Raw genomic sequence first — 26,307 nt, forward strand, 5'->3', positions numbered from 1 at the left:
ATTTTCTATAGATTCATCATAATTTCATTATAATTTCATATAAAGCATAAATATCTAGCTTTAAGCAATATGAACAAGATTAATTACCTATACAAGAATAAGTTAAAGTTTATTTCTACACTAGAAATAGTTTTTAAATTATATTCAATAGCATGCAATGAATTAAAACTTGATATGATATTAGATAGCATAGAATTTTATAAAAGAAAATGAATGAAAATGAAATAGAATAATTAGGATGAAATATCATACATAGCAATTTTACACTTGGCATATTACACATTAATACAAAATTATGTACAAAAAAAGGAAGGTCATAAGACCCTCCTCTTTTATTTTAGTTAAGTTTTAACTTATTAGTCAGTTAACATTATATCAAATGTTAATTCTGCTTTTCCTTGATCTGAAGAACCATATACTAGTTCAAATGTGTATGCATTTGAATCTGCAGCAACTGGTTTTAAGTTAGTAATGTCAGCTTTTGTAAATGAGAATTTCTTGTTTGCTAATGTTAATTTTGCATTGATAACTTTAGCTATTTCTTCTGCTGCTCTTTCTTTATCAGCAGTTTTAGTAATATCAAATGGTTTTGATAAAGTTATGCTACCATTGTTAGCTAATTTCTTAGCTTCATCAACTTTAGCTTGATTTTCTTCTTTTTGTGATGCCATGTGGAATGGTGTTTCAACTTTTATAGATTTAGCTGGTGCGCTTGAAAGTTCAGTTGTCATTACTCCGTTTCCATCAGCATCTACTTTATTACCACCACTTGTTGAATCTAATTTAACCTTATCTCCAGCTTTATATGCAGCATTCTTTTCTTGTTTTAATCCTGCTTCTACTAGCTTTTCAATTATTTCATCTCTTAATAAAGTTGCTACACCAGTTGTTCCAGCTGGATAAGTTTTTTTACCAAGATCTTTTATAATTTGTTCTGCTTTCTTTAGATATTCTTCATGGATGTTAGCTTCGACTTCAGCTCCTGTTCTGATACCTCTAACCATTAATGCTGCATTAGTATATTTATCAACAACAACTTCTACTTCACCATTTTCATATAATGCTTTAAATCCAGTAGTTGCTTGCATTAAATATGATGAACCGAATCCTAAAATCTTTCCTTCAGGATACATTTCGTTCTTTGGTCCTCTGAATTCAGTGCCAGCGTTAACTCTGTAAACTGATTGTCCGCCATCTCTATTTCTTAATACTAAATTTAATGAATCAGTAGCTGGATCAAGTACATCATATACTGTGTTAGCTTTTACTGATTTATATCTAATAGCTAGAACAAAGTTAGTGTCATCTTCATAAGCTACTTGTACAAGATCGCCAAACTCTTTATTAAAGATTTGAGTGTCTTTTGAGAAGTATTTTTCAACTCCGCCAATCTTGTAAGTGTCTCTTGGTCTTAATGTTTCAATTGGATACCATGGAGATTTTTTAGAATCATTGTAGATAACAACTTTTTCTACATAACCCTTTAATTGGTCTTTTTCAAGTGTAGTCTTGTCAAGATTTAATTCAACGATATCGCCCTTTACAAAGTTTCTGATACCAAATCTAAAGTCTAATTCAACATCATAAACTTTTCCATCTGCGTCTACAAATCTAACATCTGTAGTAGGTGCATCTGTGTACTTAGTCCATTCGTCAGCAACTACTGCATAAACTGTCTTAACGCCAATCTTTTCAACTGCATTCTTGAATACAACAACGCTTGCTATTTCTTTAGAATTGCTTAGGAAGTTATAAAGTTCAAGTCCTAGTCCTTCTAGGTTAGTCTTTAATTCACCTTCGCTCATTACATAAGCTTCAAGTTTAGCATTATCCTTTTGATCTTTTGCAAATGCTGCAAAATCAGGAATGTTTTGTAAGTTGCCACGTTTATCAACGTAGTAAGCGTTTAAGTTATCAAAGTATCTGTAATCTTTTAAACCGCTTGTGATATATCTAGCTGTAATAGCAGCTTTTTGGAAGTTATCTGCATAACCTTTAGCTAATACTTCTTTATTAGCATTTAGAATGTTATTCTTAGGTAATACAAGTCCCATATATCCGATTTCGTTTTCTTCTGATCCTTCATAATAAACTATGTCGTCATAATTGAAGTCTAATAATCTTTGGTTATTAACAACTTTTAGCGGTTGAATATATCTAGTGTTTCTAGTTTCTTTAGTCCAGAAAGCATCTGTTCTTGGAGGAAGTAAGTTAACTTCTCCTGCAGATGTTATCCTCTTAACTGCGTGGATGCCGTCTTTCCAAGCTTTGTCAGATTGGATTAATTGAGCTGATCCATCAAGAGCAACTAATATCTTAACATTTTCACCGATAAGTTTCTTTAATTGATGTCTTGAAGTAATTATATCAAAGTATTTTCCTTCATAGCTTGCAATTAGTCTGAATGGTTCATCTGTATTTAACCAGTATTCATCCTTTTCACCAACAGCCCATTGTGTACCCAATTTGTCTAAGTGAGTTTTAACTAATTTTGTTTGTACTTTTGCGTCTTTTCTAACGATAGCGCATTTAATGTTTCTGTTTATTCTATAGTTTTCATAGAAGTGAAGAACATCATCTTTAACAATTTCTTTTCTTTCTCCTACTGAGTAAACATCTCCTGACTTGAAGATAATGTCTCCTGTTAGTTTTGGAGCTTGAGTTATCTTAGCGCTTCTAGTGTCGTCATAGTAGAACACATTACCATCTTTAACTTCTGCTACTGGAGCTATGTCATAGAATTGGTAAGCATCGATAAAGATAACTTTACCATTTTTAACAGTAAATCTTGCAAAATCATATTGTTTCTTATAATCTCTAGCAAAATCTCTGTATGCATAGTTTTTGTTGTTTAGATAAGTTCTGAAGATTCTTTCATCTGTTGAATCATATCTTTCGTCAAAATCAACTGTGTATTTTGTTCCATCAACATTGAATGTCTTTGGTGTTACATCTACAATTTCACCTTCAACATAGTCAAATGTCTTATCAACTGTAACGTTAACGATTTGATCGTCTTTGTTAGTTGTGATATCGATTACTTTACCAAGTAAATCTTCTGCATCTAGCTTAAGATCTTTGTCAAGTTTGTAAGTGTGTTGGTCGCCTCTCTTGACTCTGTTAGATTCTACCCAGTTAGCTTCTTGAACAACTTTAAGAACTTCTACAGTTATTTCATCGTCAGCTAAGTTTTCAACTCTCTTGTTTTCTAGAACGATAGCTTTAACGATCTTTCTTTCGCCAAATTCTTTGCTTGTTACCATGTTGTAAAGCATCTTGAAAACGTTTCCTCTTGTAGCCATATCTGTATAAGCTGCAACGTCAACTTTGTTGAATAAACCTAGTTGTTGAGCTTTTACGATGTAGCCAGCTGGATATACTGTACCAGCTTCTGCTTTACCAAGTGCGATAGTTAGCATTGTAGCCATGTCTTGGTAAGAAACTTGTTTGTTTGGTTGGAATGTTCCGTTAGGGTAACCGTTTACAAAACCTTGTTGTTTAGCAACTGCGATGTATCCGTTAGCCCAAAGGTTAGCTGGAACGTCCTTGAATCCTGTAGGAAGGTTAGCTAAAGCCTTAGCTGAAGCTTCTAGTCCCTTAGCTCTAACGATCATAGAAGCAAATTCTGCTCTAGTTACGTTCTTTTCAACCTTGAAGTCGTCTGAATCTTTTGAATAACCGGAAATGAATCCAGCTTTCTTAAGAACGTCGATAGCTTTTGCTAGGTATTCGTCCTTAACTTCTTCCTTCTTTTCTTCTTTCTTTTCTTCAGTCTTTTCTTCTTTCTTTTCTTCGGATTTTTCGTCTTTCTTTTCTTCAGACTTTTCATCCTTCTTTTCTCCTGCTTTTTCTTCTGTCTTCTTATCTTCTTTGACAGGTTCTTTAGCAGGTTCAGCAAGAACTGAAGTAAATGAGCCTACTATCATGACTAATGCAAGTAGTAGTGCAAGTAATTTTTTACTCATGTCTAATGACCTCCTTTTGTATTTGTGTAGGAAAAGCCTACACTCTTAATGTATTATACCATCTAAAAAAGAATATTGCAAGAGAAAACCTTTATCTGTAATATAACTGTAACAATGCAGATATATTACAAAGCGATTTGCTCTTTGAAAAAACGCTTTCATGTCCGTTTCTTGCGAACAAGTGGGCGCTTTCAAACTTTTCTTGCTACAAACAATTTTAGTGGTACTTTATTTACAATTACATTATACCACAGAAAATGTGTTTTGTTTGTTAAGAGTGTGTTACAAAACTCGATTTGCATGCGTTTTAATTTTTACTAAACTGATTTCGCGCGTGTTTCGACTTTTGCAAATCACTACTTGCGTATAATTAGGAAGGCTTTTGCAAAAAAAGCCTTCTTTTAAATAGGGGGATATATTTTGCATGTAGAATTTATCTTATTTAGAAAAAGTCTTCCTATTATATATGGCTTATATATGTATGAATGTTTATTATTAATATTTTTATAGATTTAAAATACGCAAGTATTTTAGATCGCAAAAAGGATTTTGCAAAAAAATCTTCTTATTATATATAGGGGTTATATATGTATGAATATTTGGTATAAATATTTTCAATCTTTCACATGTACGTGTATTTGTCTATGATTTACGAAGTGGCAGAGCCATGTGCATAGTATTGAAGCATAAATTTCTTGACTTTATCTTCCTTTTATAATATAATACGCAATGTAGTTTACTTTAGTGGCTACATGGGAAGCAAGGGGATTCTCCTTCGTAGGTCCGTCTGTGGGCGGGCTACCCAAGTCTCGTATCACGAATTATTTACTTATATCGAGGTCTTAGACGCGGGCTATGTCTAAGCTTGGGTTAAATAAAGAAATCCTCCTTCATTATTGATTTCTTTTACCCCTGGCTTTCCTTTAATATACCATCCCCAAAGGCAGTACGTGTGTACTGCCTTTTTGTTTGGATGATGGCAATGGTTTTGCGTGGGACTTTTGTGAGCGACATTTGCGGGCGACATCCTGAGCGACATTGCGAGCAACATTGCGAGCGACATTTTCCTGTGATGTAGCTATATGCTCATTTTCCTGAGCGACATCGTTTTTCTCTAGAGCGACATTTTAAAACAAAGTAGAGCGACATTTGTGAGGGACAAGCTGAGGGACAATTCTTATGATTAAGTGATAATCTCATTTCGTAGAGGGCCATGTTTTATAAGTAGAGGGCCTTTTTAGAGCGACATTTTTATCTAATTCTTTGTAAGCTTGTTATATGCTCATTCTGTTGAGGGCCGACTTCTTTTTTTGCGAGGGACATTTGCGAGGGACAAGTTCTTTGTTTAAGCAATAGTCTTATTTTGTAGAGGGACAAGCTTACGAAGTGGCAAGACCATTCTACACGCAAAAAAAGACGCCTCGTGTGAAGCGTCTATGTTTTGTATTATTTAATTTAAGTGATATTTACTCTGCTAATCTCTTATATACTATCGCAAGTGTTTCTTCTTTATACTTTTTGGAAGCATCTAGCATGTCTTCGACTTTCTTTCTTGTTTCTTCTCTGAAGGCTTCGTCTTTAAGTGATTTTAGGTTGATTGTAACGTTTAGTAATGCGCCTTCAACGCCTGTTTGTAATAGTAGGCAGCCTACGCCAACGTCTGTGATTGCGTTGATGTTGCCGTTTTGTGCGAATATCTTTTGCATTGCCATGGCTTCTAGGCCTAATTCTGCGCATCTGAATGGTATTTCTAGCGCGATTTTGTAGCCTTCTTGTATTTTTTCTGATCTGATTTTCTTTTCTTCGTCTGTTTCTTTTGGCATCTTAAGTGCTTTGATTACGTCATTGAATGCTGTTGAGTCTGTGTCTACGATGTCTTCAAGCTCTGTGCATACTGCTACTAGTTTTTTGGAGTAGTCTTTCATTGTGTTTTGCTCGGACTCTGGTAGTTCCGCGAAGGCTTTTTTGCTCTCTGTTAGCGCCATGACCATGTTTGTAAGTGATGCACCTAGTGCTGATGAATATGCTGCAACTGAGCCACCGCCTGGTGCTGGTGAGTCTGATCTAACTTCTTTTAAATAATCTCTTAGTGTTTTTTCGATTAACATAATTTTCCTCCTTGATTTTTTTGTATGTGGAATGGCTGAGCCGTGATTTAGATTTAAAATGCGTGAGCATTTTGAATCGCAAGAAAATTTATGTGAATAAATTTTCTTTTGCTTTTGTTTTTTGTTATTTTTTAATTTTTTCTTTAAATTTTTATTGCCTATATAATAGGAAAGAACTTATCATATTTCGAATTTCGCAGAGCAAATTTTTAGTATGGGACGAAGTGGAGATTTTTTTCAAGCGCAGCGTACTAATGGTACGTGAGCATTGAAAAAAACGATCCGTAAGATCAATCAAAGCTATGTTCGCTTCGCTCCATACCTTTGTGATCTCTGGAATAAGGCATGCATAGCCAATCGAACATCGCTAGCGCTCGTTCTCTTGGTGCATGGACTTAACGATCTCCAGTCGCAAATCGAATGCGAATTAATTTAAATATTCAAAATGCCGTCTAGCGATATCCGTGCCATTCCCATAACCGTAATAAACGCTGAATCCTTATCCTCTAAGTAGCGCGTTTGCACTCTTGACGGTCTGTTCATGGTCTCGCCTTGTAGCATCTTGGCTTTGAGCTTTGTGGTTAATTTATTTTTTATCAAATAATAGTGCAGTGCCGCATTAGCGTATGCTGAGGACGAATCTTCTTCGAAGGCAAGGTCTTTTGTGTAATTCCTTACATAGTAGAAGCCGTCTTCCGCTTGGTAGAAGAGGTGTACGTTTTCGACGCCTATGCTCTTAGCTGCGTCTCTGAATTTGAATTCGTCTAGTGTATAACCATAAAGTGCTTGTCTCGTCCTTATTGGTACGATGAGTGTATTCTCCTCTGCTTTCACGACCATTGCTCTGGCATCTTTTGCGCCATCGATACCGATATCTGCTGTTGAAAGGCTCATGGAGCTAAGCATATTTGAAATGTCGGGCGAGGTATTTAATATCTCTGGACGAGAAACTTCTATCTCTAAATTCTCTATCTTGTAGTCTTTGTAATAGATGTAGACTTTCTTCTTAGAATTTCTGTTCACTTCGTAGACGAGCTTGACACCATTCTCAATGGCTTTGATGTAGCCAAGGCTTGTAAGCACGTAGAATAGCGCAAGTGAGCCTTGTCCGGAGCCTTCGAGTTCGGTTTTGCTAGTGAAGTATCTAGTTCTGAAAACGTCTTGGTCTACTGGCTCTGCAAAGGCTGTGAGGCTTGCTCTGAGCTCGTTTGCGATGATTTGGTACTCTTCTTCTTTAAGGCCTTCTGCGTCGGCAACTACGCCGATGGGTGTTCCGCCGAAGCGGCATGTTGCGAAGGCATCGACGATGTATACGTGTAGATCCATACTAATCCTCCGTGATTAAGTCTGTAAGCCTTGTTAGGTCATCATCTGTGTAATAATCGATGGTGATGGAGCCGCCGCGTTTTGTGTGTTTGATCAAAACTTTTGTTGATAAAAAGTCTTCAAGTCTTTCGCGGATGTCTTTGATGTAGATGTCTTCTGGCTTTTCCTTCTTTGGCTTACGTGTATTTTCTTCTGTCTTTTTAACTGTTAGGCCTGCGTCTTTTATTTTATGAGCAAGTTTTAATCGCTCTTCTTTTGTATCAAGTGATAAGATAAGTTTTGCGTGTGATACTGTAATCTCGCCCATCTTAAGCATTTCAAGTATCTCATCTTCAAGGGATAATATCCTTGTCATATTTGAAATATATGGACGGGATTTGCCAACTGCTTTGGCGATGTCCTCTTGCTTTAGTCCGTACTTTTCTTTTAATTTTAAATAAGCAATGGCCTCGTCATAAGGGTTTAAGTCCTCTCTTTGAACATTTTCAACGAGTTGAAGCTTATCAACTTCTTCATCTTTATAGTCTCTGACTATGGCTGGGATGACTTTTCTATCTAGCTTTTTAAAGGCTCTGTAACGTCTTTCGCCGGCTATGATCTGATATTTGCCACTCGCCATTGGTCTAAGTACTATTGGCTGAAGTAAGCCGTTTTTCTCTATGGACTCTGCCAATTCTTTGATGGTATCGTCGTTAAATAGCTGACGCGGCTGTGCCTGGGTTGGCACTACCAATGCCATATCCATATCCACTAGCTCGTTTTTGGACTTTTCTGTGATTTCTGTGATGCTTTCAACGCCTAGGAGGCTGCCTAGGCCCTTGCCAAGTTTTTTCGCCATATAATCACCTTCCTTGCTTTTGTAAAAATTCTTCGGCTAGATTCATGTAATTTTCGGCTCCTTTTGAAGCTTTGTCGTACTCGAAAATGCTCATCGAGTAGCTGGGCGCCTCTGCAAGACGGATGTTGCGGTTGATGACAGCTGTGTAGAGCTTCGCGCCAAAGAAGTTTTGTACCTCGGAGAAGACTTCGGTGTGAAGATTATTTCTTGCGTCAAACATAGTGATCAGAACGCCTTCGATTGTAAGTGCCTGATTATAATTTTCTTTGACTAGCTCTATGGTCTTAATGAGTTTCGAAACGCCTTCAAGTGCGTAGTACTCTGCCTGTATCGGGATGATGACTGAGTTTGCTGCTGCAAGGCTCATGATTGAAAGGATACCAAGTGACGGCGGCGAGTCTATAAAAATGAAATCGTAATCACTTTTAATCTCGTCCAAACGGCGCTTTAAAATGTCTTTCCAATCGCCTTTTTGTGCAAGCTCAATCTCAAGGCCCGCGATGTCTGTCGATGAATCGATGACATGGAGCTTATCTAGCTTAGTCGGCTTTATTAGTGATCTGATGTCTTTTTTATCGTCTGTAAGAAGCGTGTATGTGGAGGAACTAGCCTCGCTGTAGTCTTCAAGAAGACCGCTCGATAGGTTTGACTGAGCATCCATATCGACGCACAAGACCCTCTGACCAAGCTTTGCAAGCGCATAGCTTAGGTTGATGGCTGTCGTTGTTTTGCCGACGCCGCCTTTTTGATTAAATATGACAATAGTTTTGGACATGAAATCACCTCTAAGTTAATAATAGCATATTTATGGTTAAAATTCAATAGGAAGATTGACAAATCAATTTTATTTATGGTTTTATATAAATGTTCCACGTGGAACATTTTTTATGGAAATGGTTTTGTGACGATAGATGTTCCACGTGGAACATTTTGATTGAAATGATAAAATGGGTTTGTTTAGCGATAGTACTCGAAAAGTGATTAATTTGATGATAATAACGAAAATTTATTACACATCTAAAATTGCTTTGATCCATTTTTTAACAGTATATATAATAGGAAGAATAAAAAAGAACCACAAACGTGATTCTTCAAAAATTTTATCTAAATTGTATTCATACGAAGCTTGGTTCGCAGAGCGATGAAGAACCTTGTCCTAACGGACAAGAACCTTTACGCTATGCTGGATAAGGCGAAGTGGACTGACGAGGCAAGCGGAGCGTACACGTAGTACTCGAGCATTGTCGAGGAGGGAACGAGCCTTAGGCGCAAATCGAATGCGAACTAGATAATTGGTGAACTCTTTGCTAAATTCTTACCCCTAGGATATTTCTTTGGTGTATTTCTAACTTTTTTAATCACCACTATCGATCTATCAAACTCATCAAATAACCTATACTTGTGCACATCTACAATTTCTCCACCCATTGCAGTCACAGCCTTCTTTGCCTCAGCTGCTTCTTCATCTATATCGCCGCTTTTCATCGAAAGCATAAATCCGCCGACTTTCACGAAGCCGAGCATATACTCAGTAAGTGTGGCTAGGCGAGCGACTGCTCTTGAGATGGCTACGTCGTAGGCTTCTCTATGTGCTGCGACGTGGGCAAGGTCTTCGCTTCTTGCGTGAACTGTCTCTATATCCTTTAAGTTTAAATCCAAGATAACTTCGTCCAAAAATTTTAATCTTTTTAATAAACTATCGTTAAGTAAAATTTCTTTTTCTGGAGCGAGTATCTTCAGAACTATGCCAGGGAAGCCGGCACCTGTACCTACGTCTATTATTTTCTTCGCATTTTTTAATTCAGGCAAAGTAAGTGGGTAGGCGCTATCGGAAAAGTGAAGCCTGTCAACCTCGTCTGACTCGGTGATGCCAGTTAGGTTCATGACCTTGTTTTTCTCCACAAGCAAGTCCTTGAAGCGCTCAAGCTCAGAGATTTGCTTCTCCGTAGCGTTTATATTAATCTCATTCAAATAATCTTTTAGCATATATATCCTTTCAAATGTTCCACGTGGAACATTATTTTCTTAAGTGTAGTAAAACTATCTCGGGCGGGTTGTTTAGCCTAGGCACAAGCTTTAGTCCGCGCGCGAGGCCTCTCGAAACGACTTCGCATCTGCCGTTCGCCTCATATACGCCGCCAGCATACTTTGGAAATAGTCCTTGGTTTGGCGCGAAAACTCCGTTATTTATAGGAGGTAGGCGCCATTGACCGCCATGTGCGTGGCCCGCGATAATTAAATCCGCATTTAAGTCCTTAAACTCATCCTTCGTTAATGGTTTATGCGAGAGAACTATGCGATAATCATGTTTATCCGTGTCAGAATCAAGCTTACGAGCCACATGCGCCGCATAATCTTTCATTCGCCAAGGGTGTCTATCTCTAAAACCCCAAATTTCTATTTCTTTTTCATCTGCTTTGATAATGGCTTTGCCATCGTCCAAAACTTTGATGCCCATGGACGCGAGCTTATTCATGTGCAGCTCTGCCTTTCCGGAGATGATCTCGTTATTGCCTAAAATGTAGTAGCACTTGTATTTTTTAATGCCTTCTATAAATTCATATCCCTTTTTGTCGTCGACCTTGTCATCAAATATATCGCCAGGCATTAGTATCGCGTCAAAGGGAATGCTATCGACTATATCAAGCAGCTCTCTTTGATTTTCTCCGAAGTCCATCGAGTGCAAATCTGATAGTATTAGCAAATCCATATCCACCGGCGCTTTTACTGTGTATTCGCTCACTACTAATTTTTTCTTCCACATGATGAAGAAGGCGAGTACCGTTAGCAAGGCGATGCCAATTATTAAATAAATCATTTGCGTTTATTTATTTCCATATATATAATGATGTTGTTTATATCGGCTGGCGAAACGCCGCTGATTCTCGATGCTTGACCAAGGTTTGAAGGTCTAAACTTTTCGAGCTTTTCTTTTGCTTCGGTCTTTAGTCCCTTGACTAAGCTATAATCAAAGTCCTTAAGTGAACGCTCTTCCATCTTTAAAAAGTTCTCTATCTCTTTATTTTGCTTCTTGATGTAGCCGTCATACTTGACAATTGTCTCGAGCTCAAGTATTTCGTCCGGTTTATCTAGTGCGAGCTCCATAAACTTAGCGAGATTATTATAATGAATTTCTGGTCGGCGAAGCAGTTCTTCAAGCGTTACTGCTGTCTTAAGCGCTGTCGTTCCAAGGCTTTCAAGGTAAGCGTTTGTCTCTTCCTTAGGGCCAATGGATTTCGATTTCAATTGTTCAAGCTCGCCATCGATGCGTTTCTTCTTCTCAAGCATGCGATTATAACGCTCTTCGCTTGCGAGACCTATCTTATAAGAGTACTCGGTAAGACGCATATCAGCGTTGTCCTGCCTTAGACTTAGTCTATATTCACAGCGGCTCGTCATCATACGATACGGCTCGTTTGTGCCTTTCGTAACGAGGTCGTCGATTAGAACGCCTATGTAGCCCTCGCTACGCTTGATAATGAATGGATCCTTGCCCTCAAGCTTTAGATAGCAATTGATGCCTGCCATGATGCCTTGAGCAGCGGCCTCTTCGTAGCCCGAAGAACCATTGATTTGGCCCGCGAAAAATAGATTATCATGACTTTTGGACTCAAGATTAAGCTTTAGGGAAGTGGGGTCGATCGAGTCATACTCAATCGCGTAGGCGCTTCTCATAATCTCGGATTGCTCAAGCCCCTCTATCATCCTATACATCTCAACTTGCATCTCCTCAGGAAGGGCAGTCGAAACGCCTTGGATGTACATTTCATCAGTATCCGTGCCCTCTGGCTCGATGAAAACTTGGTGCTGATCCTTGTCCTTGAAACGAAGAACCTTATCCTCTATACTTGGGCAATAGCGTGGGCCTTCGCCAGTTATGTCGCCAAGCGTCCTCGCCGAGCGATCCATGTGCGCCAAAATGTATTCGTGCATTGGCTTAGTAGTGTAAGTTAGGTAGCAAACTGCTTGTTCTTTCTTAATAGCGTCCGCCTCATTCATAAATGAGAAGGGGACTATGGTCTTGTCGCCCTCTTGTACAGCCATCTTTGACGTGTCGATGCTGCGCCTATGGACTCTGGCTGGTGTTCCTGTCTTCATTCTACGTAAATCAATGCCATGCTCATTTAAAGACGCTGATAGATAGCGAGCAGGGAAGCGGCCATCGGGGCCCGATTCGTAATTTAGCTCGCCCTCAAATATTCTTCCTTTAAGGTAAGTGCCTGTCGCCAAAATTACTGCCTTCGACTCAAGTACAGCGCCTGTTGTCATGCGAACGCCAGTCGCTGTGCCATTATCAAAAAGAACTTCGTCCACTTCACCTTGGATTATGGTAAGGTTAGGCTCGTTTTCAAGCGTCTTTTTCATCGCGCGGTGGTAGGCCTGCTTATCCGCCTGAACGCGCAAAGAGTGCACGGCTGGGCCTTTTGAGGTGTTTAGCATACGCGACTGAATGTAAGTTTTGTCGATGTTTTTCGCCATCTCGCCGCCAAGTGCGTCGACCTCACGAACGAGGTGACCCTTGCCAGTGCCGCCAATGTTAGGATTGCAGCTCATCGCAGCGATTGCGTCAAGGCTGATGGTGATGACGGCAGTTTTCTTGCCAAGGCGGGCAAGTGCTAGTGCCGCCTCGCAGCCAGCGTGTCCAGCGCCGACTACGACTGCATCAAACGTGCCTCTAATATATGTTTTTTCTCTTCTTTGCATAAAATCCCTTCCTTTAGTCTATTTGCCGATGCAAAAGTTTTGGAAAATCTTATCAAGTATCTCGCTGTCGAGCTTCTCGCCAAGAATTTCAAGAAGGCTATCGAGAGCGCCTCTGATGTTGACTATGAGTAGATCGTAGACTTGTTTATGCTCGGCATCATTTAGTGCCTCGCTTATGGCAGAGTGTGCCTTATTTAAGAGGTCCATCTCTCTGATATTGGCGTAAACAAGGTCATCTTGAGTAATTTCGCCACCTAAAAACATCTCCTTAATCATGTCCTTAAGCGCTTCAAAGCCTTCGCCGGTCTTTAGGCTCGTTAAAATGTATTTTGCATTTTGCTCGAAATGGTCTAGATACTCGCCGTTTTCGCCTTCGTCTACCTTATTTAGTATATATATGTGTTTTTTATCTTGAACCATGTCAATGATTTCTTTATCGCCGTCTGTCATTGGCTTTGAATAATCAAAAACCGCTAGAACTAGGTCAGCGTCCTTGATTGCCTTCTTCGATATGGCGACACCCATGCGTTCAATTTCGTCCGATGCCTCACGAATGCCAGCCGTGTCCATAAGTTTAAGGCTGATGCCCTCAAGGTCGATGTACTCAGTGATCATGTCACGCGTAGTGCCCTCGATATTTGAGACAATTGCAGTTTCTTCGCGGGTAAATGTGTTTAGAAGCGAGGATTTACCTACATTTGGCACGCCGACTATGGACGTTTTGATGCCGTCCTTAATAAGCGTCGATGTAGATGCGCGCTTGATGTGCTCATCAAGACTATTTTTCACATCTGTCAAAGTATTTGTGATGCGCTCGTAGCTAATTTCCTCTATGTCTTCTTCTGGATAATCGATAGCGACCTCGATATTTGCAATGAGCATCTTAAGGCTATCTGCAAGGCCATTAATAAAGTCACGAACTGAGCCATCAAAAGCTTTTAAAGACAAATTATAGCTCATGTCGGTCTTGGCATTGATCATATCAGCGACAGCCTCAGCCTGTGTGATGTCGATTCTGCCGCCGATAAAGGCCTTCTTCGTAAATTCACCACGCTCAGCAAGTTCTGCGCCATTTTTTAGTAAGAGATTAAGTATTTTTCTTTGGCTAATTACACTACCGTGCGAATAAATTTCGACCATGTCCTCTGTAGTGTAGGTATTTGGCGCCTTCATAAACGTGATTAGAACTTCGTCCACGAATTCGTCCCCGTCGTAGATCCTGCCGAAGTACATGTATTTATTTTTAAAATCATCTTTGCCGCTTGCCGAGCGAAAAATTTTATTCGCAATAGCAAAACTATTCGCCCCGCTCATCCTGATGATGGCGATGGCGCCCGGCTGCATAGCAGTTGATATTGCACAAATCGTTCTCATTTCTTCTCCTTTTTATTCTTTTTATCTTCTCTTATCATATTAGTGCGTGATGTGTACACGCTATGTATTTTTTAATATAGATTTTAAAAATCATTATTTAAAATCGCAAGAAAATTTATCAAAGTAAATTTTCTTTTTTTTTAATCGTGGCAAATCCATTAGCATAAACATTGCCATTCACATAAATAAAAAAGAGGCTATATAAGCCTCCTAATTACTTCGCTATGATACAAACTCTTCTGTGAGGCTCGTTGCCCTCAGAAAATGTTTTTACGCCTTCAATACCTGCTAAGGTTTCGTGAACGATACGTCTGTCATAGCTAGTCATGTACTCTAATGAAACCTTAGTACCATACTTTCTAGCCCTTTCACAACCTTGTATAGCAAGCTCTCTAACTTTTTCTTGTCTTTTTTTTCTGTAATCGCCGATGTCGATGTAAAGCCTCTTAAACTCAGTTAAACTCTTGTTTAGCTGGATTTGCGCTATCGTGTTCATAGAGTCCAGTACAGAACCCTTTTTGCCGATAAGTTTCGATGTATCATCAGATGTTTCGCCATCGATAAAAACGCTTATCATCTCGTCAGACTCATTAATCTCGTACGAAGCCTTTACCTCAAATAGCCTTAAAAACTCGTCCAAGAAATTTTTTAATATCTTTATGTGCTCTTCATCAGCATTGTCATGATTATCTTCATGGTGCTCATGATTTTCATGTTCTTCATGATTATGGTGTTCGTGTTCATGTTCATGTTCATGGTCATGCTCATGTTCATGGTCATGGCATCCGCAGTGACATTCACTCACTTCTTCGTAGATAACCTCAATCACAGCGTCCTTTGCGCCGATGCCTAAAAAGCCCTTAGTATCCTCATTTATAACATCAACAGTGAAATGCTCTCTACTCATACCAAGCTGAGTTTCAGCCTTCTTTATAGCGTCTTCAACAGTTTTTGCTTCAAATCTACTTTTCACTTACAATTACCTCCTCTTTTTTAATGACCCTATTTTGTACAAATTGTTGAATTGCAGCAAATAGGCTTGACACAGCCCAATAAAGAGCTAGTCCTGCAGGATATTTAATTGTAAAGAAAAATGTCATTAATGGCATAAAATACTGCATTATGTTCATGGACTTCGCTTGCTGCTGGTCAGTCATACCGACCTTTGGAGTAGTCACACTCATTAACAGAGTTACAAGCGTTGCAATTAGTGGAAGGCCGTACCAATACGGATCAACTAAAGATAAATCCTTGATCCAGAAGAAAGTCTTTTGCATCGCAGCATACTTTGCTTCGCCAAATGCGTTAACAGCAGGATTTTGGCAAACTTGGAAGAACGCAATCAAGATAGGGAACTGAACAAGTAGAGGAAGACAGCCGCCAGTTATTGACGCGCCCTCTTTTCTGTAAAGCTCCATAACCTTTTGAGAAGCGATCTGTTGATCATATCCATATTTCTCTTGAATCTCCTTAACCTTAGGCTGCAAATCCGCAGTCTTCTTCATCTTCTTAGTAGAAGAAATTTGTAAGGGTAGAACCAATAATTTCACGACAACAGTCGAGATTATGATAGTCATCGCTAAAAACGAGAAGTTTGCAGGCTCCGCGCCCATGCTAGCAAGCTGATCATATATGAAATTAAAAAGGTAACCTAAAATTTTACCTAACATATAAATCCTCCTAACGATAAATAAAGCCTAAAGGAAAACTATACAAGCGGGTCATAGCCGCCCTTTGACCATGGATTGCATCTTAAAACCCTTTTTACAGACAAATACAAGCCTTTGAAAAAACCATATTTTTCAAAAGCTTCCATCGCATACTCAGAGCAAGTTGGAGTGAAAATACAACTGGGCCTCTTGTGAAAAATCTTATGTGCCACAAAGCGGTAAAATTTCACCAATAAAACCATAATCCTACTCATAAGCTTTATCCTTTAAAACATTTATTTTTCTTAACAAAGAAAGAAATCTTTTTCTAATCTTGTAGAAATCGTAGTCACAAACAGAGGGTTTAACCGAAATAACGATGTCATAAGACTTTTCAAAATCATTTTGATTAGCTTCGATAATCGCCTTTAGCCTTCTTTTTAATAAATTCCTCTTATTCGCCTTGCCGTACTTTTTACTTATAGCAAAACAAAACCTAGGGTTATCTAGATTGTTATTGCGGTAATATATTGTAAACGACTCGTTAAAGGCCTTCTTTTTAGACAAGAAAACCCTGTTAATATCTACTTTCTTTCTTAAACTCAAATATCTTTGCATAGCTAATTATGCAGATAATTTCTTTCTTCCTTTTAATCTTCTTCTTCTTAAGACATTTCTACCAGACTTAGTTGCCATTCTTTTTCTAAAACCATGTTCAACTTTTCTTTGTCTTTTCTTAGGTTGATAAGTTCTCTTCATTTATATACACCTCCTATAGTACATAAACTCCTATAGTAATTATAATTAATTAGATGCGCTTTGTCAAGAGAAAATTATAAAAATATTAATATAATAGATAAATTATGCGTATGGCAGAGCCATTTTATAAAAAAAAGAAGCCTTAAAAAAGACTTCTATGTAGATTAGTTCTTAAGAGATGCTTTATAAATTGCGTCAAAAATTTGAGAAATAGTTAGAATTGAAAATATTAAAGACGCCGCCTTGCAGTAAATAACCGCATCAGGCATGACATTTTCTTCAAGGCAAAAAACACCCGGATTAAAATACAATAGCAAGAATAGTCCCGCAACGATCAGCTTGAGTATAGTGTACTCAAAAAAAGTAATTTTCTTGTTCATGATAAACCTCCCTTGATTATAACTTTATTATAACACAGTATGGGACGTGGTGCAAGATGATTTTAAAGGGGATTATGGTGGGGCACGTTTAGTTGATCGAGTTATTTTATAAAATTTTCCGCTTAGCATGAACAAAATATTGATTACAGTTAAAAAATTTACATCGAGCAAATTTAGAAAAGTGATTTTTATTTTCTATGTACATTTAAGATCAAAATTTTCTTTTCACTATTAAATAAAAGAAAAGTGCTTTTACAGAGCGAAGCCTTCGGAGAAAACTGCTTTAATTTCTTAGCGCAACGAACCGACCGTGGGCTCATCTAGTTGAGCGAAGCGAACGGATATGAGACCACAGGTGAGTAAGCTTAGAAATTATCAGTTTTCGTAGACGTAGCGAGCTATGAAAACACTTTTCGTTAGCAATTGCAATGTCAATCACTTTTCTATATAAAAAGAAATTTTTAATGCAAATTTTTATATTTCATCCAAAAACTGAGTATAATACATCGGCAAATACTCTATATCTCCCTCTTTAAGATAATCTTTTGTGTATATAACAAAACTTTTTCCTATCCTTGACCTATATTTATCGATGAACACATCCAATGATTTATGCGCCTTGTAGCCAGACGATTTCACTTCTATAGGGTAGATCTTATTGCCACTTGAGATAAGAAAGTCAAGTTCATACGATTTTTTATAATCTTCGTCGTAAGAAGTGTTGAAGTATAGGTCATAGCCTAAGGATCTAAGCGATGTTGCAACTGCATTTTCATAAAGCATGCCAAGATTTACCTCTGATTTATTAGATAGCAATTTTTTGTATATTTCATTCTTTGTAAATGGCTTATCCATAAACATTAGCGTAACAAAGAGGCCAGTATCTGAAAGATAAAGTTTGAACTTGTTTATGTCTTTAGTCAAGGCAAGCGATGCGCTTGGATCGGTGCTGTTGTATGAGGCGAGCACTGTTTTTGACTCGATAAGCTCTCTAATCTCGTCTTGAACCGTGCTTGGTCTTTCATTTTTTAAGACAGATGAAATTTTATATGAGCTTGTGTGTCTTGATAATTCTGAAGGGATGTTCTTGTATAAATCAGATGTAAAACCCCTGCCGTCAAGTTTATAAAAATCGTCTAGATACAAGGTGATTATATTTCTCTTCACCATATCAACTTCTTCAAGATTATTGCTTTCAATGTATTTAAGTGCTGCTTGAGGCATGCCGCCAACTAGCATATAAAGCCTAAATTTTAAAAGCATCTTGCGGCTTGCAGCTTCACCTAGACTAGTTCCATTCAAAAAGCACTCTCTTAAAATGTCGTTACTAGCAGTATCGCCTGTAGCCCAAAGAAATTCTTCAAAGTCCATAGGATACATACTTAATTTTTCTTCCTCACTCGGTATTAAAATATTCTCAACATTCTTCCTGATTGATATAAGAGAACCAGTCTCGATGTAGTCGTATTTACCGTCTTCAACCAAGAGTTTTATAGCTTGCCTAGCCTTTGGACAAAACTGCACTTCGTCAAATATAATTAACGATTTTCTCTCAAAAAGCTTAGTATTGAACAATAGTTGCAGCTGCATAAATAGATAATCAGTACTACTTAAGTCATCAAATAAACTTTTCAAGTCTTTACCAGCTCGTGAAAAATCTATAAGAATATAGCTTTCGTATTCATTCTTTGCAAATTCTAGGGCTATAGTCGATTTACCGATACGTCTTGCACCCTCAATAAGTAGAGCAGTGCTGCCTTTGGACCTCTTTTTCCACTCAAGCATCTTAGCATAAATTTTTCTTTTAAACATAGTTTCACCTCAAACCCGACAATTCTTTTTGGCGTTTTTACCACAAACCCGACAATTCTTTTTCGCACTTTTTCTGCAAACCCGACAATTCTTTTTCTTAATTATACCACAAACCCGACAATTGTTCAAGAAATTTTATCGGGGATTATAGTTTAGCGGGGATAATAGTGGGGTAGGTCTTTTTATTTAATTTTACTTAAATTAAAAATGCCAGACAATGTCTGGCAAATTGCTAATGGTTTTCTTCTTATATAAAAAAGTGATTTAGTTTTGCTATTAATTCTCGAAAAGTGTTTTCATAGCTCGCTACGTCTACGAAAACTGATAATTTCTAAGCTCGTTCACCTGTGGTCTCATATTCGTTACGCTATGCTCCACTAGATGAGCCCACGGGCGGCTCACTTCGCTAAGAAATTAAAACAGTTTTCTCCGAAGGCTTCGCTCTGTAAAAGCACTTTTCTTTTATTCTATTGTGAAAAGAAAATTTTCATCTAAAAAATATTCTAATTAATAAAAATCACTTTTCTTAATTTTGATTAAAAAATTTATTTTACTATAATTATTTTTTTCATCCTAAGAGGTATTATTTTATTATTAGCCTTGAAAGATATGACAAAATAAAAATTCATAAACATTTTGGAGTATCTTTCAAGGAGCTTTTGTAAGTAATTTTACTTGAGATAGAAATTTTGCTTTTGAAAATGATTTTACTAGTGCTAAGAAAAAATTATTCTAAAATGAATCTATTTTAGCAAACACGCGTCAAATGATTAATAGAAAAATCAATCTAAGTGTAAAACAAAACTATAAAAATCGATCTACGTGCAAAACGACTTTTGAGAAATGAGTAGAAGCGCAAAACCATTATCGTGGCAAATCCATTCACAAGTTTTCCACAATTAAGAAAAATAAATGTTGATAATTTTTTTATTTGTTGATATAATATAAAAGACATAGAAAATAGCGAAGATATTATCATGTATCTTGTTAATAATCTGTGGATATCCTGTGGAAATGTGTATAAAAATAAAACTTATCCACAGAAAACAGATATTTTTCTATGCACAAGGGGTTTTTAGTAAAAATACATATACAGACAGATTCCTGTGGATAAATTATCCACATTGGACGGAGGTAAGAAATATGAACAACGCAAAGTCTCTATTTGCAACGTGCTTGGAGGCGCTTAAGGAGGACATTGCTCTAAATAACATAGATCTGTGGATTAGTGTTTTGGAACCGCTTGCTCTTGAAGATGGTGTTTTGGTACTTTTGGCTCCAAATATTTTCATAAAGAGTATAGTTGAGTTCAATTACAAGGACATTATTAAACGCAGGCTTGTATCGATGAATGTAGGTGTGAGTGATGTCAAGGTTTTGGAGCCTTCTCAAGGATACGATTATAAGCAAAGTGTTGAGGAAACATCGCAAAAAACTGGGGATATAATTCCGAATTTGAATCCATATTTCACGTTTAACAGGTTTATTCCGGGCGATGCGAACCTTTATGTTTTTGAAAATTCTAAGAGAATAGCGGAAAATCCTGGTCTTTTATATAATCCTTTTTTCCTTTTTGGTAAAACTGGTCTAGGAAAGACTCATCTTATCAATGCGATAGGCAATAAGATGCTAAAGGATCATAAGGATTTTAGGCTTTTATATATTACGAGTGAAGACTTCACGAATGAGCTTATTGCCTCTTTACAGAACAAAACTATGCGCGAATTTAAGGAAAAGTATCGCTCTTTGGACTGCTTGATTATTGACGATATTCAGTTTTTGTCGTACAAGGATCAAACGCAAGAGGAGTTTTTCCACACTTTTAACGCGCTATACACTATGAATAAGCAGATAATTATCGCATCGGATAGGTCTCCTAGTGATATTAAAAATATTCAAGATAGGATTATCAGCCGCTTTGAGAGTGGTTTGACTATTGAGGTTAAGCAGCCGCCTCTTGAGACGCGTATTGCGATTTTGAGAGCGAAGGCGGATGAGGAGCACTTAAATGTCTCTGATGATGTGCTTGAATATATTGCAAAACGTGCTAAACAGAACATTCGTCAGCTTGAGGGCGCTCTGCTTGCTGTTAAGGCTGCTTCTGAACAGGAGGACGGCAGAAAGCTTGATATCAGTGTAGATTTGGCGAAGGACGCTCTTGATTTTATGAGTCAAAGTGAAGAAAAAGAGATCACCATCGACTCGATTAAGGATGCGGTTGCTAAGTATTTTAACATCACTGTTGATGATATAAATTCTAAGAGAAAGAACTCTGATATAGCAATTCCAAGGCAGATAGCGATGTATTTTGCACGTGTAAATACTGATTTATCTTATCCAAAGATTGGGGAGGCTTTTGGCGGACGCGATCACTCTACTGTGATATATGCTTATGAAAAAATATTGAAGGAAAAGAAAACTAAGCAGGGTATGAGGGACGCAGTTGAGGCTTTGGAAAAAATCATCTGTGGATAAGTCCTTTTATATGAACATTTTATTCAGAAGACCTGTGGATAAATATTGATGATAAATGCAAATTTGATTAACTTATCCACAATTATACAGGACCTACTACTATTACTCTTTATTAAGATTATAATTATAGCAAAATTTAGTTCTGTAAAAGAAATATTTCTAAAAAAAATGTTTATTGAATAAAAAGCTTTTATAAATAAAATTTAAGTGAATAAATTTTCTAATATATAAAGAAGAAAAAATAAAATTTTAATAGATCAAAATATGATATATATATAGAATGGAAAAAATATATTAATATGGAAAAATTTTGATCATTTAGTATATATTAATTGAAGGGAAAAAGAAATATAACTACTACGGAATTATTTGATAGTATCAAAATAAGTATTAATATTTAATTTCGTAGGAAAAATGCGTAAATTTAACGAAATTGATAATTTTTTGGAGTGAGTCGTATAAAAATACGTCGCAACGACGAAAAATTTGAAACGAGTTAAAGAACACATTTGAAGAACCTCGTCCACAAATGGACGAGAACCTTAGTGCTAAGCACGAACAAGAAAGTGAATATTGAGGTGATTAAATGAAATTCATAATCGACAAAGATGACTTTTTAAAACATATCACAATCGCTCAAAGGGCTATCTCTCAAAGAAGTCCTCTTGAAATACTTGAAGCGATTAAAATTACTGCAGCAAATGAAAGAATTAGACTAGTTTCGACTGATACTGAACTAACTATCATAAGTGAGTGTCCTTGTACTGTAGTCGAAGACGGCACTTGCTGCTTCTCGAACAAACTTTTATCTGACATTGTTAGAAAGGTGCCATCTGGCGATATCAGCTTTACATCGAACGGTGACGACGTTGAGATCAAGGCAAAATTCTCGAAATTCGAGCTAAAAAGCATGCCTCACGACGATTATCCAGAGATTGACACGCACTACAGTTTGGATAAGTCTGTGAAATTAACTATGAAAGAGCTAAATAAAATTATCAAGAAAACACTATTCTCAACTAGTCAAGACCAAGCGAGACCAACGCTTTGCGGTGTTTATTTTAAATTTGAAGATGGCATATTGAGCGCGGCAAGTCTTGATGGTTACAGGATTAGCTCCTTAAAATTTAATGTAGATGTCAAGGAGAATAGCTCATTTATCGTTCCTTACAGAACTTTAGCTGAAATTCAAAAGATGCTTGACGATACTGACGATATTGTGGAAATAACTTACGCAAGAGACAAGGCTGTCTTTAAAATAGACAGAGCACTACTATATACAAGGCTTATTGAAGGCGACTTTTTCAACTATGAAGAAGTATTTGCAAGTGAGGATTACACTACTGTAGAGATCAACAGGATGGATCTTATCAATGCTATCGAAAGAGTTTCTTTAATCGGTTTTGAGGACAGAATCAGTCTTATTGTCATGGATTTTAAGGACAATAATTTAAACATCGCTGCATCGAACGAAATCGGCAGCGCGACTGACGACATCATGGTAGAAAAAACTGGTGACGACATTAAGATTGGCTTCAACGGCCGCTATGTGCTTGAAGGTCTAAAGGCGATGAGCGCGGATAAGCTTACACTTAAGCTATCTGAAAGCATCAGGCCTATGAAGATTTACGAGGGCGAGGAGTATCGCTACCTTGTTTTACCTGTAAAAATGCAAGCATAATTTAGTATTTATAATTATAGATGAGAATAGGTGAGAATTATGAAGTTTAAGCTAGAAGATGAATATATTCAGCTGCAAAATGTTTTGAAGGTTTGCGGACTAGTTGATAGCGGAGCCATGGCGAAAAATATTATCCAAGATGGTTTGGTTAAGGTCAATGGCGAGGTCGAAACGCGCAGAGGAAAAAAGATTAGAGTAGGTGACGTGGTCACTGTATTTGACGAAAGTATCGAGATATGTTAAAGAGTTTAAAGCTTGTAAATTACAGAAGTTTCTCGAAATTGTACTTAAAGTTTCATCCTAAAAAGAACATAATTTTGGCTAACAATGCAAAGGGCAAATCGAATGTTGTTGAGGCGATATACATGCTCAGCTTTTTAAAGAGCTTCAGAACTGAGCGAAACGCGGAGCTTATAAAGTTTGGAAATGCGTCGAGCTATGCATCTTTTGAGTATCTGGCAAATGATATTTTAAATAGAATCGAGATCACGATTGAACCCAAGGGCAAGCTCGTTAAGCAAAATGACAAGATAATCAAGAATGCAAAGGAGTACAATCAAAGGTTTGAAGCGGTTCTTTTTGAGCCATTTGATTTAAATATACTAAAAGGCGCTCCAGGACTTAGAAGGAAGTACATCGACAGTATACTGACAAGGCTTTCGCCATCGTATCGCGATGAACTACTTAGCTACAATAAAGTACTTATGAATAGAAATAAGGCTTTAAAAATGTACAAGGACAAAAATTCTTTAAAGTCTATACTAAAGTCCTACGATACGCAGCTTATCACGCTTGGCGCAGCTCTGGTAGAAAAGAGAAAAACTTTTACTGAGAATTTTAACACCATTTGCAAGGATATACACAAGGAATTAAGCGGAACAGATGAGCTAAATATCGAGTACAAGAGCAATATTGACATAGAAAAGGATATTAAAAAGGCTTACGAAGAGGCATTTAATGCCAATATTGACAAGGATATCGATAGAAAATCGACTGCCTTGGGCCCTCACAGGGACGACTACGCCATAAGTATAAATGAAAATGAGGCGAGAAAATTTGCCTCGCAAGGTCAGCTAAGGACTGTGATGCTATCTATGAAGATCGCTGAACTTAAGATGATTAGAAGCTTTAACAAGGATGTAACGCTTCTTTTGGACGATGTTTTTTCTGAGCTTGACAAAAAAAGAAAGAAATATCTGCTTGATGCTGTGGGTGATATGCAAGTAATATTCACACTTCAAGACATGGATGAGATAAAAGATTTAATTGACGACGATTATTTAATTATAAAATTAGAAACGAATGAAATGATTTACGGAGGAAGAAATGGAAGATAAGAATTATAATGCGGGTAGTATTCAGGTCCTTGAGGGACTTGAACCCGTTAGAAAAAGACCGGGTATGTACATCGGTTCAACTGGCACAAAGGGACTTCACCACTGCGTTATGGAGGTTATGGACAACTCCATCGACGAAGTTTTGGCTGGTAGAGCGGATACTGTCAAGGTAGTTATTTACAAGGACGGAAGCATATCTATAGAGGACAACGGCTCGGGTATACCGGTTGAAGTCCATCCAAAGACTGGCAAATCGACTTTGGAGACAGTACTGACTGTACTTCATGCGGGCGGTAAATTTAACAACGACGCATACAAGGTATCAGGCGGTCTTCACGGTGTTGGTGTTTCATGCGTTAACGCTCTTAGCGAATGGCTGATAGCGACTGTAAAGCGCTCTGGCCACATATATGAACAACACTTTGCTAGAGGTAAGGCACAAGGCGATATACAAGTAGTTGGCGACACAAAAGAATCAGGTACAACAATACAATTCATGCCGGATTCTGAAATTTTTGACACAACTGAATTTTCTAAAGAAGTTCTAGTTACTAAGTTTAGAGAAGTTGCCTTCCTTAATAAAGGCGTTAGAATTACTTTAATTGACGAGAGAGAAGAAGATCCACAAGAGGAAGTTTTTCACTACGAAGGCGGTATCAAGAGCTTTGTTGAGTACATCAACCGCAGCAAAAACGCCATCAGCGATGATATCATCTATTTCGACAAGTCCATGGAGGACTGCGAGCTTGAAATTGCAATGCAATACACTGACGGATATTCGGAAAACGTTTTAACTTTCGCAAATAATATACACACAACAGAAGGCGGCTACCATTTGACTGGTTTTAGAAACGCTTTAACAAGAGCGCTTAATGATTATGGTAGAAAAGCGAACATTATCAAGGAAAAAGAAGATAATCTTTCTGGCGATGACGCAAGAGAGGGTCTGACAGCCATTGTCTCGGTTAAGCTTAAGGAGCCACAATTTGAGGGACAAACTAAGTCTAAGCTTGGTAATAGCGAGGTTCAAGGTATTGTAAATACTACATGTTATCAAGAACTTATTGACTATTTCGAGCTTCATCCGCAAGAAGGAAAAAAGATTATAGAAAAAGCAATATCTGCGCAAAGGGCGAGAGAAGCGGCTAGAAAGGCGCGTGACCTATCCAGAGGTAAAAGAAGCGTCTTGGATAACACGACTCTTCCGGGCAAATTGGCGGACTGCCAATCAAACGACAACACTGAGACTGAGATCTTCATAGTCGAAGGGGACTCAGCCGGCGGATCAGCTAAGCAAGGCAGAGACAGAAAATTCCAAGCGATTCTTCCACTTAGAGGTAAAATTCTTAACGTAGAAAAGGCAAGACTAGATAGGATACTTGCTTATGAAGAGATAAAGGCGATGATAACTGCCTTTGGTACAGGTATTGACACAGAATTTAACATAGAAAAGCTTAGATATGGCAAAATCATCATTATGACCGATGCCGACGTCGACGGCGCTCACATCAGAACACTTTTACTAACATTCTTCTTTAGACACATGAGAGAGCTTGTTGACGATGGACACATTTACATCGCTCAGCCACCACTATATATGGTTAGCAAAAACAGAAAAGAGTACTACGTATATGACGATGACGAGCTTGAAGCACTATTAAAAGAGATTGGCAGAGACAACTACACTATTCAGCGTTACAAAGGTCTTGGTGAGATGAACCCTGAACAGCTTTGGGAGACTACCATGGACCCAGAACACAGAATTTTATTAAGAGTTAATGTTGACGACGCTGTCAATGCCGACGAGATATTCTCCATGCTAATGGGTGACAAGGTCGAACCGAGAAGAGAATTTATTGAAAAGAACGCAAAATATGCGTCTAACTTAGATATATAATG

21 protein-coding genes are annotated in these 26,307 nt (G+C 37.7%); 5 read left to right on the plus strand and 16 right to left on the minus strand.

From position 1 onward, the window contains the following. Nucleotides 1-356 precede the first annotated feature (356 nt). From AC2UOP_RS04095 to AC2UOP_RS04170, 16 genes are all read right to left on the minus strand, one after another. The gene (locus tag AC2UOP_RS04095) at nt 357-3,965 is read right to left on the minus strand and encodes an S-layer homology domain-containing protein (RefSeq protein ID WP_484832730.1); all 3,609 of its coding nucleotides are present in this window, start codon (nt 3,963-3,965) and stop codon (nt 357-359) included. A gap of 1,466 nt (nt 3,966-5,431) precedes the next feature. Next, on the minus strand, nt 5,432-6,073 hold the full coding sequence (locus tag AC2UOP_RS04100) for a cyclodeaminase/cyclohydrolase family protein (RefSeq protein ID WP_484832731.1): 642 nt from the start codon (nt 6,071-6,073) through the stop codon (nt 5,432-5,434). A 432-nt stretch (nt 6,074-6,505) separates the two neighbouring features. Continuing rightward, nucleotides 6,506-7,399, minus strand: coding sequence for a PhzF family phenazine biosynthesis protein (locus AC2UOP_RS04105; RefSeq protein WP_106018360.1), 894 nt, complete (start codon nt 7,397-7,399; stop codon nt 6,506-6,508). Nucleotide 7,400: 1 nt separating this feature from the next. Further along, nucleotides 7,401-8,237 carry a ParB/RepB/Spo0J family partition protein gene (locus AC2UOP_RS04110; protein ID WP_484832732.1) on the minus strand — a complete coding sequence of 279 codons (837 nt, stop codon included), beginning with the start codon at nt 8,235-8,237 and terminating at the stop codon, nt 7,401-7,403. 4 nt (nt 8,238-8,241) lie between these two features. Next, nucleotides 8,242-9,012, minus strand: a complete 771-nt coding sequence (locus AC2UOP_RS04115) for a ParA family protein (RefSeq protein WP_484832733.1) — start codon at nt 9,010-9,012, stop codon at nt 8,242-8,244. Between the two features lie 509 nt (nt 9,013-9,521). Continuing rightward, nucleotides 9,522-10,208, minus strand: a complete 687-nt coding sequence (gene rsmG, locus AC2UOP_RS04120; RefSeq protein WP_484832734.1) for a 16S rRNA (guanine(527)-N(7))-methyltransferase RsmG — start codon at nt 10,206-10,208, stop codon at nt 9,522-9,524. A 46-nt stretch (nt 10,209-10,254) separates the two neighbouring features. Next, on the minus strand, nt 10,255-11,055 hold the full coding sequence (locus AC2UOP_RS04125) for a metallophosphoesterase (protein WP_484832735.1): 801 nt from the start codon (nt 11,053-11,055) through the stop codon (nt 10,255-10,257). After that, entirely contained in the window at nt 11,052-12,941 is a 1,890-nt protein-coding gene (mnmG, locus tag AC2UOP_RS04130; RefSeq protein ID WP_484832736.1) for a tRNA uridine-5-carboxymethylaminomethyl(34) synthesis enzyme MnmG, read from the minus strand. Before mnmG ends, AC2UOP_RS04125 begins: the two co-directional genes overlap by 4 nt. An 18-nt stretch (nt 12,942-12,959) precedes the next feature. After that, nucleotides 12,960-14,315, minus strand: a complete 1,356-nt coding sequence (gene mnmE, locus AC2UOP_RS04135) for a tRNA uridine-5-carboxymethylaminomethyl(34) synthesis GTPase MnmE (protein ID WP_484832737.1) — start codon at nt 14,313-14,315, stop codon at nt 12,960-12,962. Nucleotides 14,316-14,529: 214 nt separating this feature from the next. After that, nucleotides 14,530-15,288 carry an RNA-binding cell elongation regulator Jag/EloR gene (gene jag / locus AC2UOP_RS04140; RefSeq protein ID WP_484832739.1) on the minus strand — a complete coding sequence of 253 codons (759 nt, stop codon included), beginning with the start codon at nt 15,286-15,288 and terminating at the stop codon, nt 14,530-14,532. Beyond that, nucleotides 15,278-15,985, minus strand: coding sequence for a YidC/Oxa1 family membrane protein insertase (locus tag AC2UOP_RS04145; RefSeq protein ID WP_484832740.1), 708 nt, complete (start codon nt 15,983-15,985; stop codon nt 15,278-15,280). The genes jag and AC2UOP_RS04145 overlap by 11 nt, the downstream gene beginning before the upstream one ends. 38 nt (nt 15,986-16,023) lie before the next feature. Continuing rightward, nucleotides 16,024-16,239 (minus strand): membrane protein insertion efficiency factor YidD, encoded by a 216-nt coding sequence (yidD, locus tag AC2UOP_RS04150; protein WP_019214998.1) that lies wholly within the window; start codon nt 16,237-16,239, stop codon nt 16,024-16,026. Then, nucleotides 16,232-16,582 (minus strand): ribonuclease P protein component, encoded by a 351-nt coding sequence (gene rnpA / locus AC2UOP_RS04155; protein WP_283162600.1) that lies wholly within the window; start codon nt 16,580-16,582, stop codon nt 16,232-16,234. The genes yidD and rnpA overlap by 8 nt, the downstream gene beginning before the upstream one ends. A gap of 6 nt (nt 16,583-16,588) precedes the next feature. Next, the gene (rpmH, locus tag AC2UOP_RS04160; protein WP_019214996.1) at nt 16,589-16,723 is read right to left on the minus strand and encodes a 50S ribosomal protein L34; all 135 of its coding nucleotides are present in this window, start codon (nt 16,721-16,723) and stop codon (nt 16,589-16,591) included. A gap of 164 nt (nt 16,724-16,887) precedes the next feature. Further along, on the minus strand, nt 16,888-17,103 hold the full coding sequence (locus tag AC2UOP_RS04165; protein ID WP_019214995.1) for a hypothetical protein: 216 nt from the start codon (nt 17,101-17,103) through the stop codon (nt 16,888-16,890). Between the two features lie 474 nt (nt 17,104-17,577). Then, nucleotides 17,578-18,915 carry an ATP-binding protein gene (locus AC2UOP_RS04170; RefSeq protein WP_484832741.1) on the minus strand — a complete coding sequence of 446 codons (1,338 nt, stop codon included), beginning with the start codon at nt 18,913-18,915 and terminating at the stop codon, nt 17,578-17,580. A 1,143-nt stretch (nt 18,916-20,058) separates the two neighbouring features. Here AC2UOP_RS04170 and dnaA point away from each other — a divergent pair. From dnaA to gyrB, 5 genes are all read left to right on the plus strand, one after another. Beyond that, nucleotides 20,059-21,390, plus strand: coding sequence for a chromosomal replication initiator protein DnaA (gene dnaA, locus AC2UOP_RS04175; protein WP_070600664.1), 1,332 nt, complete (start codon nt 20,059-20,061; stop codon nt 21,388-21,390). 586 nt (nt 21,391-21,976) lie between these two features. Continuing rightward, complete coding sequence (gene dnaN, locus AC2UOP_RS04180; protein WP_484832742.1) at nt 21,977-23,071, plus strand: DNA polymerase III subunit beta; 1,095 nt, start codon at nt 21,977-21,979, stop codon at nt 23,069-23,071. 39 nt (nt 23,072-23,110) lie between these two features. After that, entirely contained in the window at nt 23,111-23,314 is a 204-nt protein-coding gene (locus AC2UOP_RS04185; RefSeq protein WP_070600668.1) for an RNA-binding S4 domain-containing protein, read from the plus strand. Then, nucleotides 23,308-24,408 carry a DNA replication/repair protein RecF gene (gene recF / locus AC2UOP_RS04190; RefSeq protein ID WP_484832743.1) on the plus strand — a complete coding sequence of 367 codons (1,101 nt, stop codon included), beginning with the start codon at nt 23,308-23,310 and terminating at the stop codon, nt 24,406-24,408. The genes AC2UOP_RS04185 and recF overlap by 7 nt, the downstream gene beginning before the upstream one ends. After that, complete coding sequence (gene gyrB, locus AC2UOP_RS04195; protein ID WP_484832744.1) at nt 24,398-26,305, plus strand: DNA topoisomerase (ATP-hydrolyzing) subunit B; 1,908 nt, start codon at nt 24,398-24,400, stop codon at nt 26,303-26,305. Before recF ends, gyrB begins: the two co-directional genes overlap by 11 nt. Nucleotides 26,306-26,307 lie beyond the last annotated feature (2 nt).

This window comes from Fenollaria sp., from assembly GCF_057222035.1.

Coding starts and splice junctions, on each gene's coding strand:
- gyrB (WP_484832744.1), top strand. CDS start 24,398: ATGGAAGATAAGAATTATAATGCGGGTAGTATTCAGGTCCTTGAGGGA.
- yidD (WP_019214998.1), bottom strand. CDS start 16,239: ATGAGTAGGATTATGGTTTTATTGGTGAAATTTTACCGCTTTGTGGCA.
- AC2UOP_RS04165 (WP_019214995.1), bottom strand. CDS start 17,103: ATGAACAAGAAAATTACTTTTTTTGAGTACACTATACTCAAGCTGATC.
- AC2UOP_RS04105 (WP_106018360.1), bottom strand. CDS start 7,399: ATGGATCTACACGTATACATCGTCGATGCCTTCGCAACATGCCGCTTC.
- rpmH (WP_019214996.1), bottom strand. CDS start 16,723: ATGAAGAGAACTTATCAACCTAAGAAAAGACAAAGAAAAGTTGAACAT.
- recF (WP_484832743.1), top strand. CDS start 23,308: ATGTTAAAGAGTTTAAAGCTTGTAAATTACAGAAGTTTCTCGAAATTG.
- AC2UOP_RS04170 (WP_484832741.1), bottom strand. CDS start 18,915: ATGTTTAAAAGAAAAATTTATGCTAAGATGCTTGAGTGGAAAAAGAGG.
- rnpA (WP_283162600.1), bottom strand. CDS start 16,582: ATGCAAAGATATTTGAGTTTAAGAAAGAAAGTAGATATTAACAGGGTT.
- AC2UOP_RS04125 (WP_484832735.1), bottom strand. CDS start 11,055: ATGATTTATTTAATAATTGGCATCGCCTTGCTAACGGTACTCGCCTTC.
- AC2UOP_RS04115 (WP_484832733.1), bottom strand. CDS start 9,012: ATGTCCAAAACTATTGTCATATTTAATCAAAAAGGCGGCGTCGGCAAA.
- mnmG (WP_484832736.1), bottom strand. CDS start 12,941: ATGCAAAGAAGAGAAAAAACATATATTAGAGGCACGTTTGATGCAGTC.
- dnaA (WP_070600664.1), top strand. CDS start 20,059: ATGAACAACGCAAAGTCTCTATTTGCAACGTGCTTGGAGGCGCTTAAG.
- AC2UOP_RS04110 (WP_484832732.1), bottom strand. CDS start 8,237: ATGGCGAAAAAACTTGGCAAGGGCCTAGGCAGCCTCCTAGGCGTTGAA.
- mnmE (WP_484832737.1), bottom strand. CDS start 14,315: ATGAGAACGATTTGTGCAATATCAACTGCTATGCAGCCGGGCGCCATC.
- AC2UOP_RS04145 (WP_484832740.1), bottom strand. CDS start 15,985: ATGTTAGGTAAAATTTTAGGTTACCTTTTTAATTTCATATATGATCAG.
- AC2UOP_RS04100 (WP_484832731.1), bottom strand. CDS start 6,073: ATGTTAATCGAAAAAACACTAAGAGATTATTTAAAAGAAGTTAGATCA.
- dnaN (WP_484832742.1), top strand. CDS start 21,977: ATGAAATTCATAATCGACAAAGATGACTTTTTAAAACATATCACAATC.
- AC2UOP_RS04095 (WP_484832730.1), bottom strand. CDS start 3,965: ATGAGTAAAAAATTACTTGCACTACTACTTGCATTAGTCATGATAGTA.
- AC2UOP_RS04185 (WP_070600668.1), top strand. CDS start 23,111: ATGAAGTTTAAGCTAGAAGATGAATATATTCAGCTGCAAAATGTTTTG.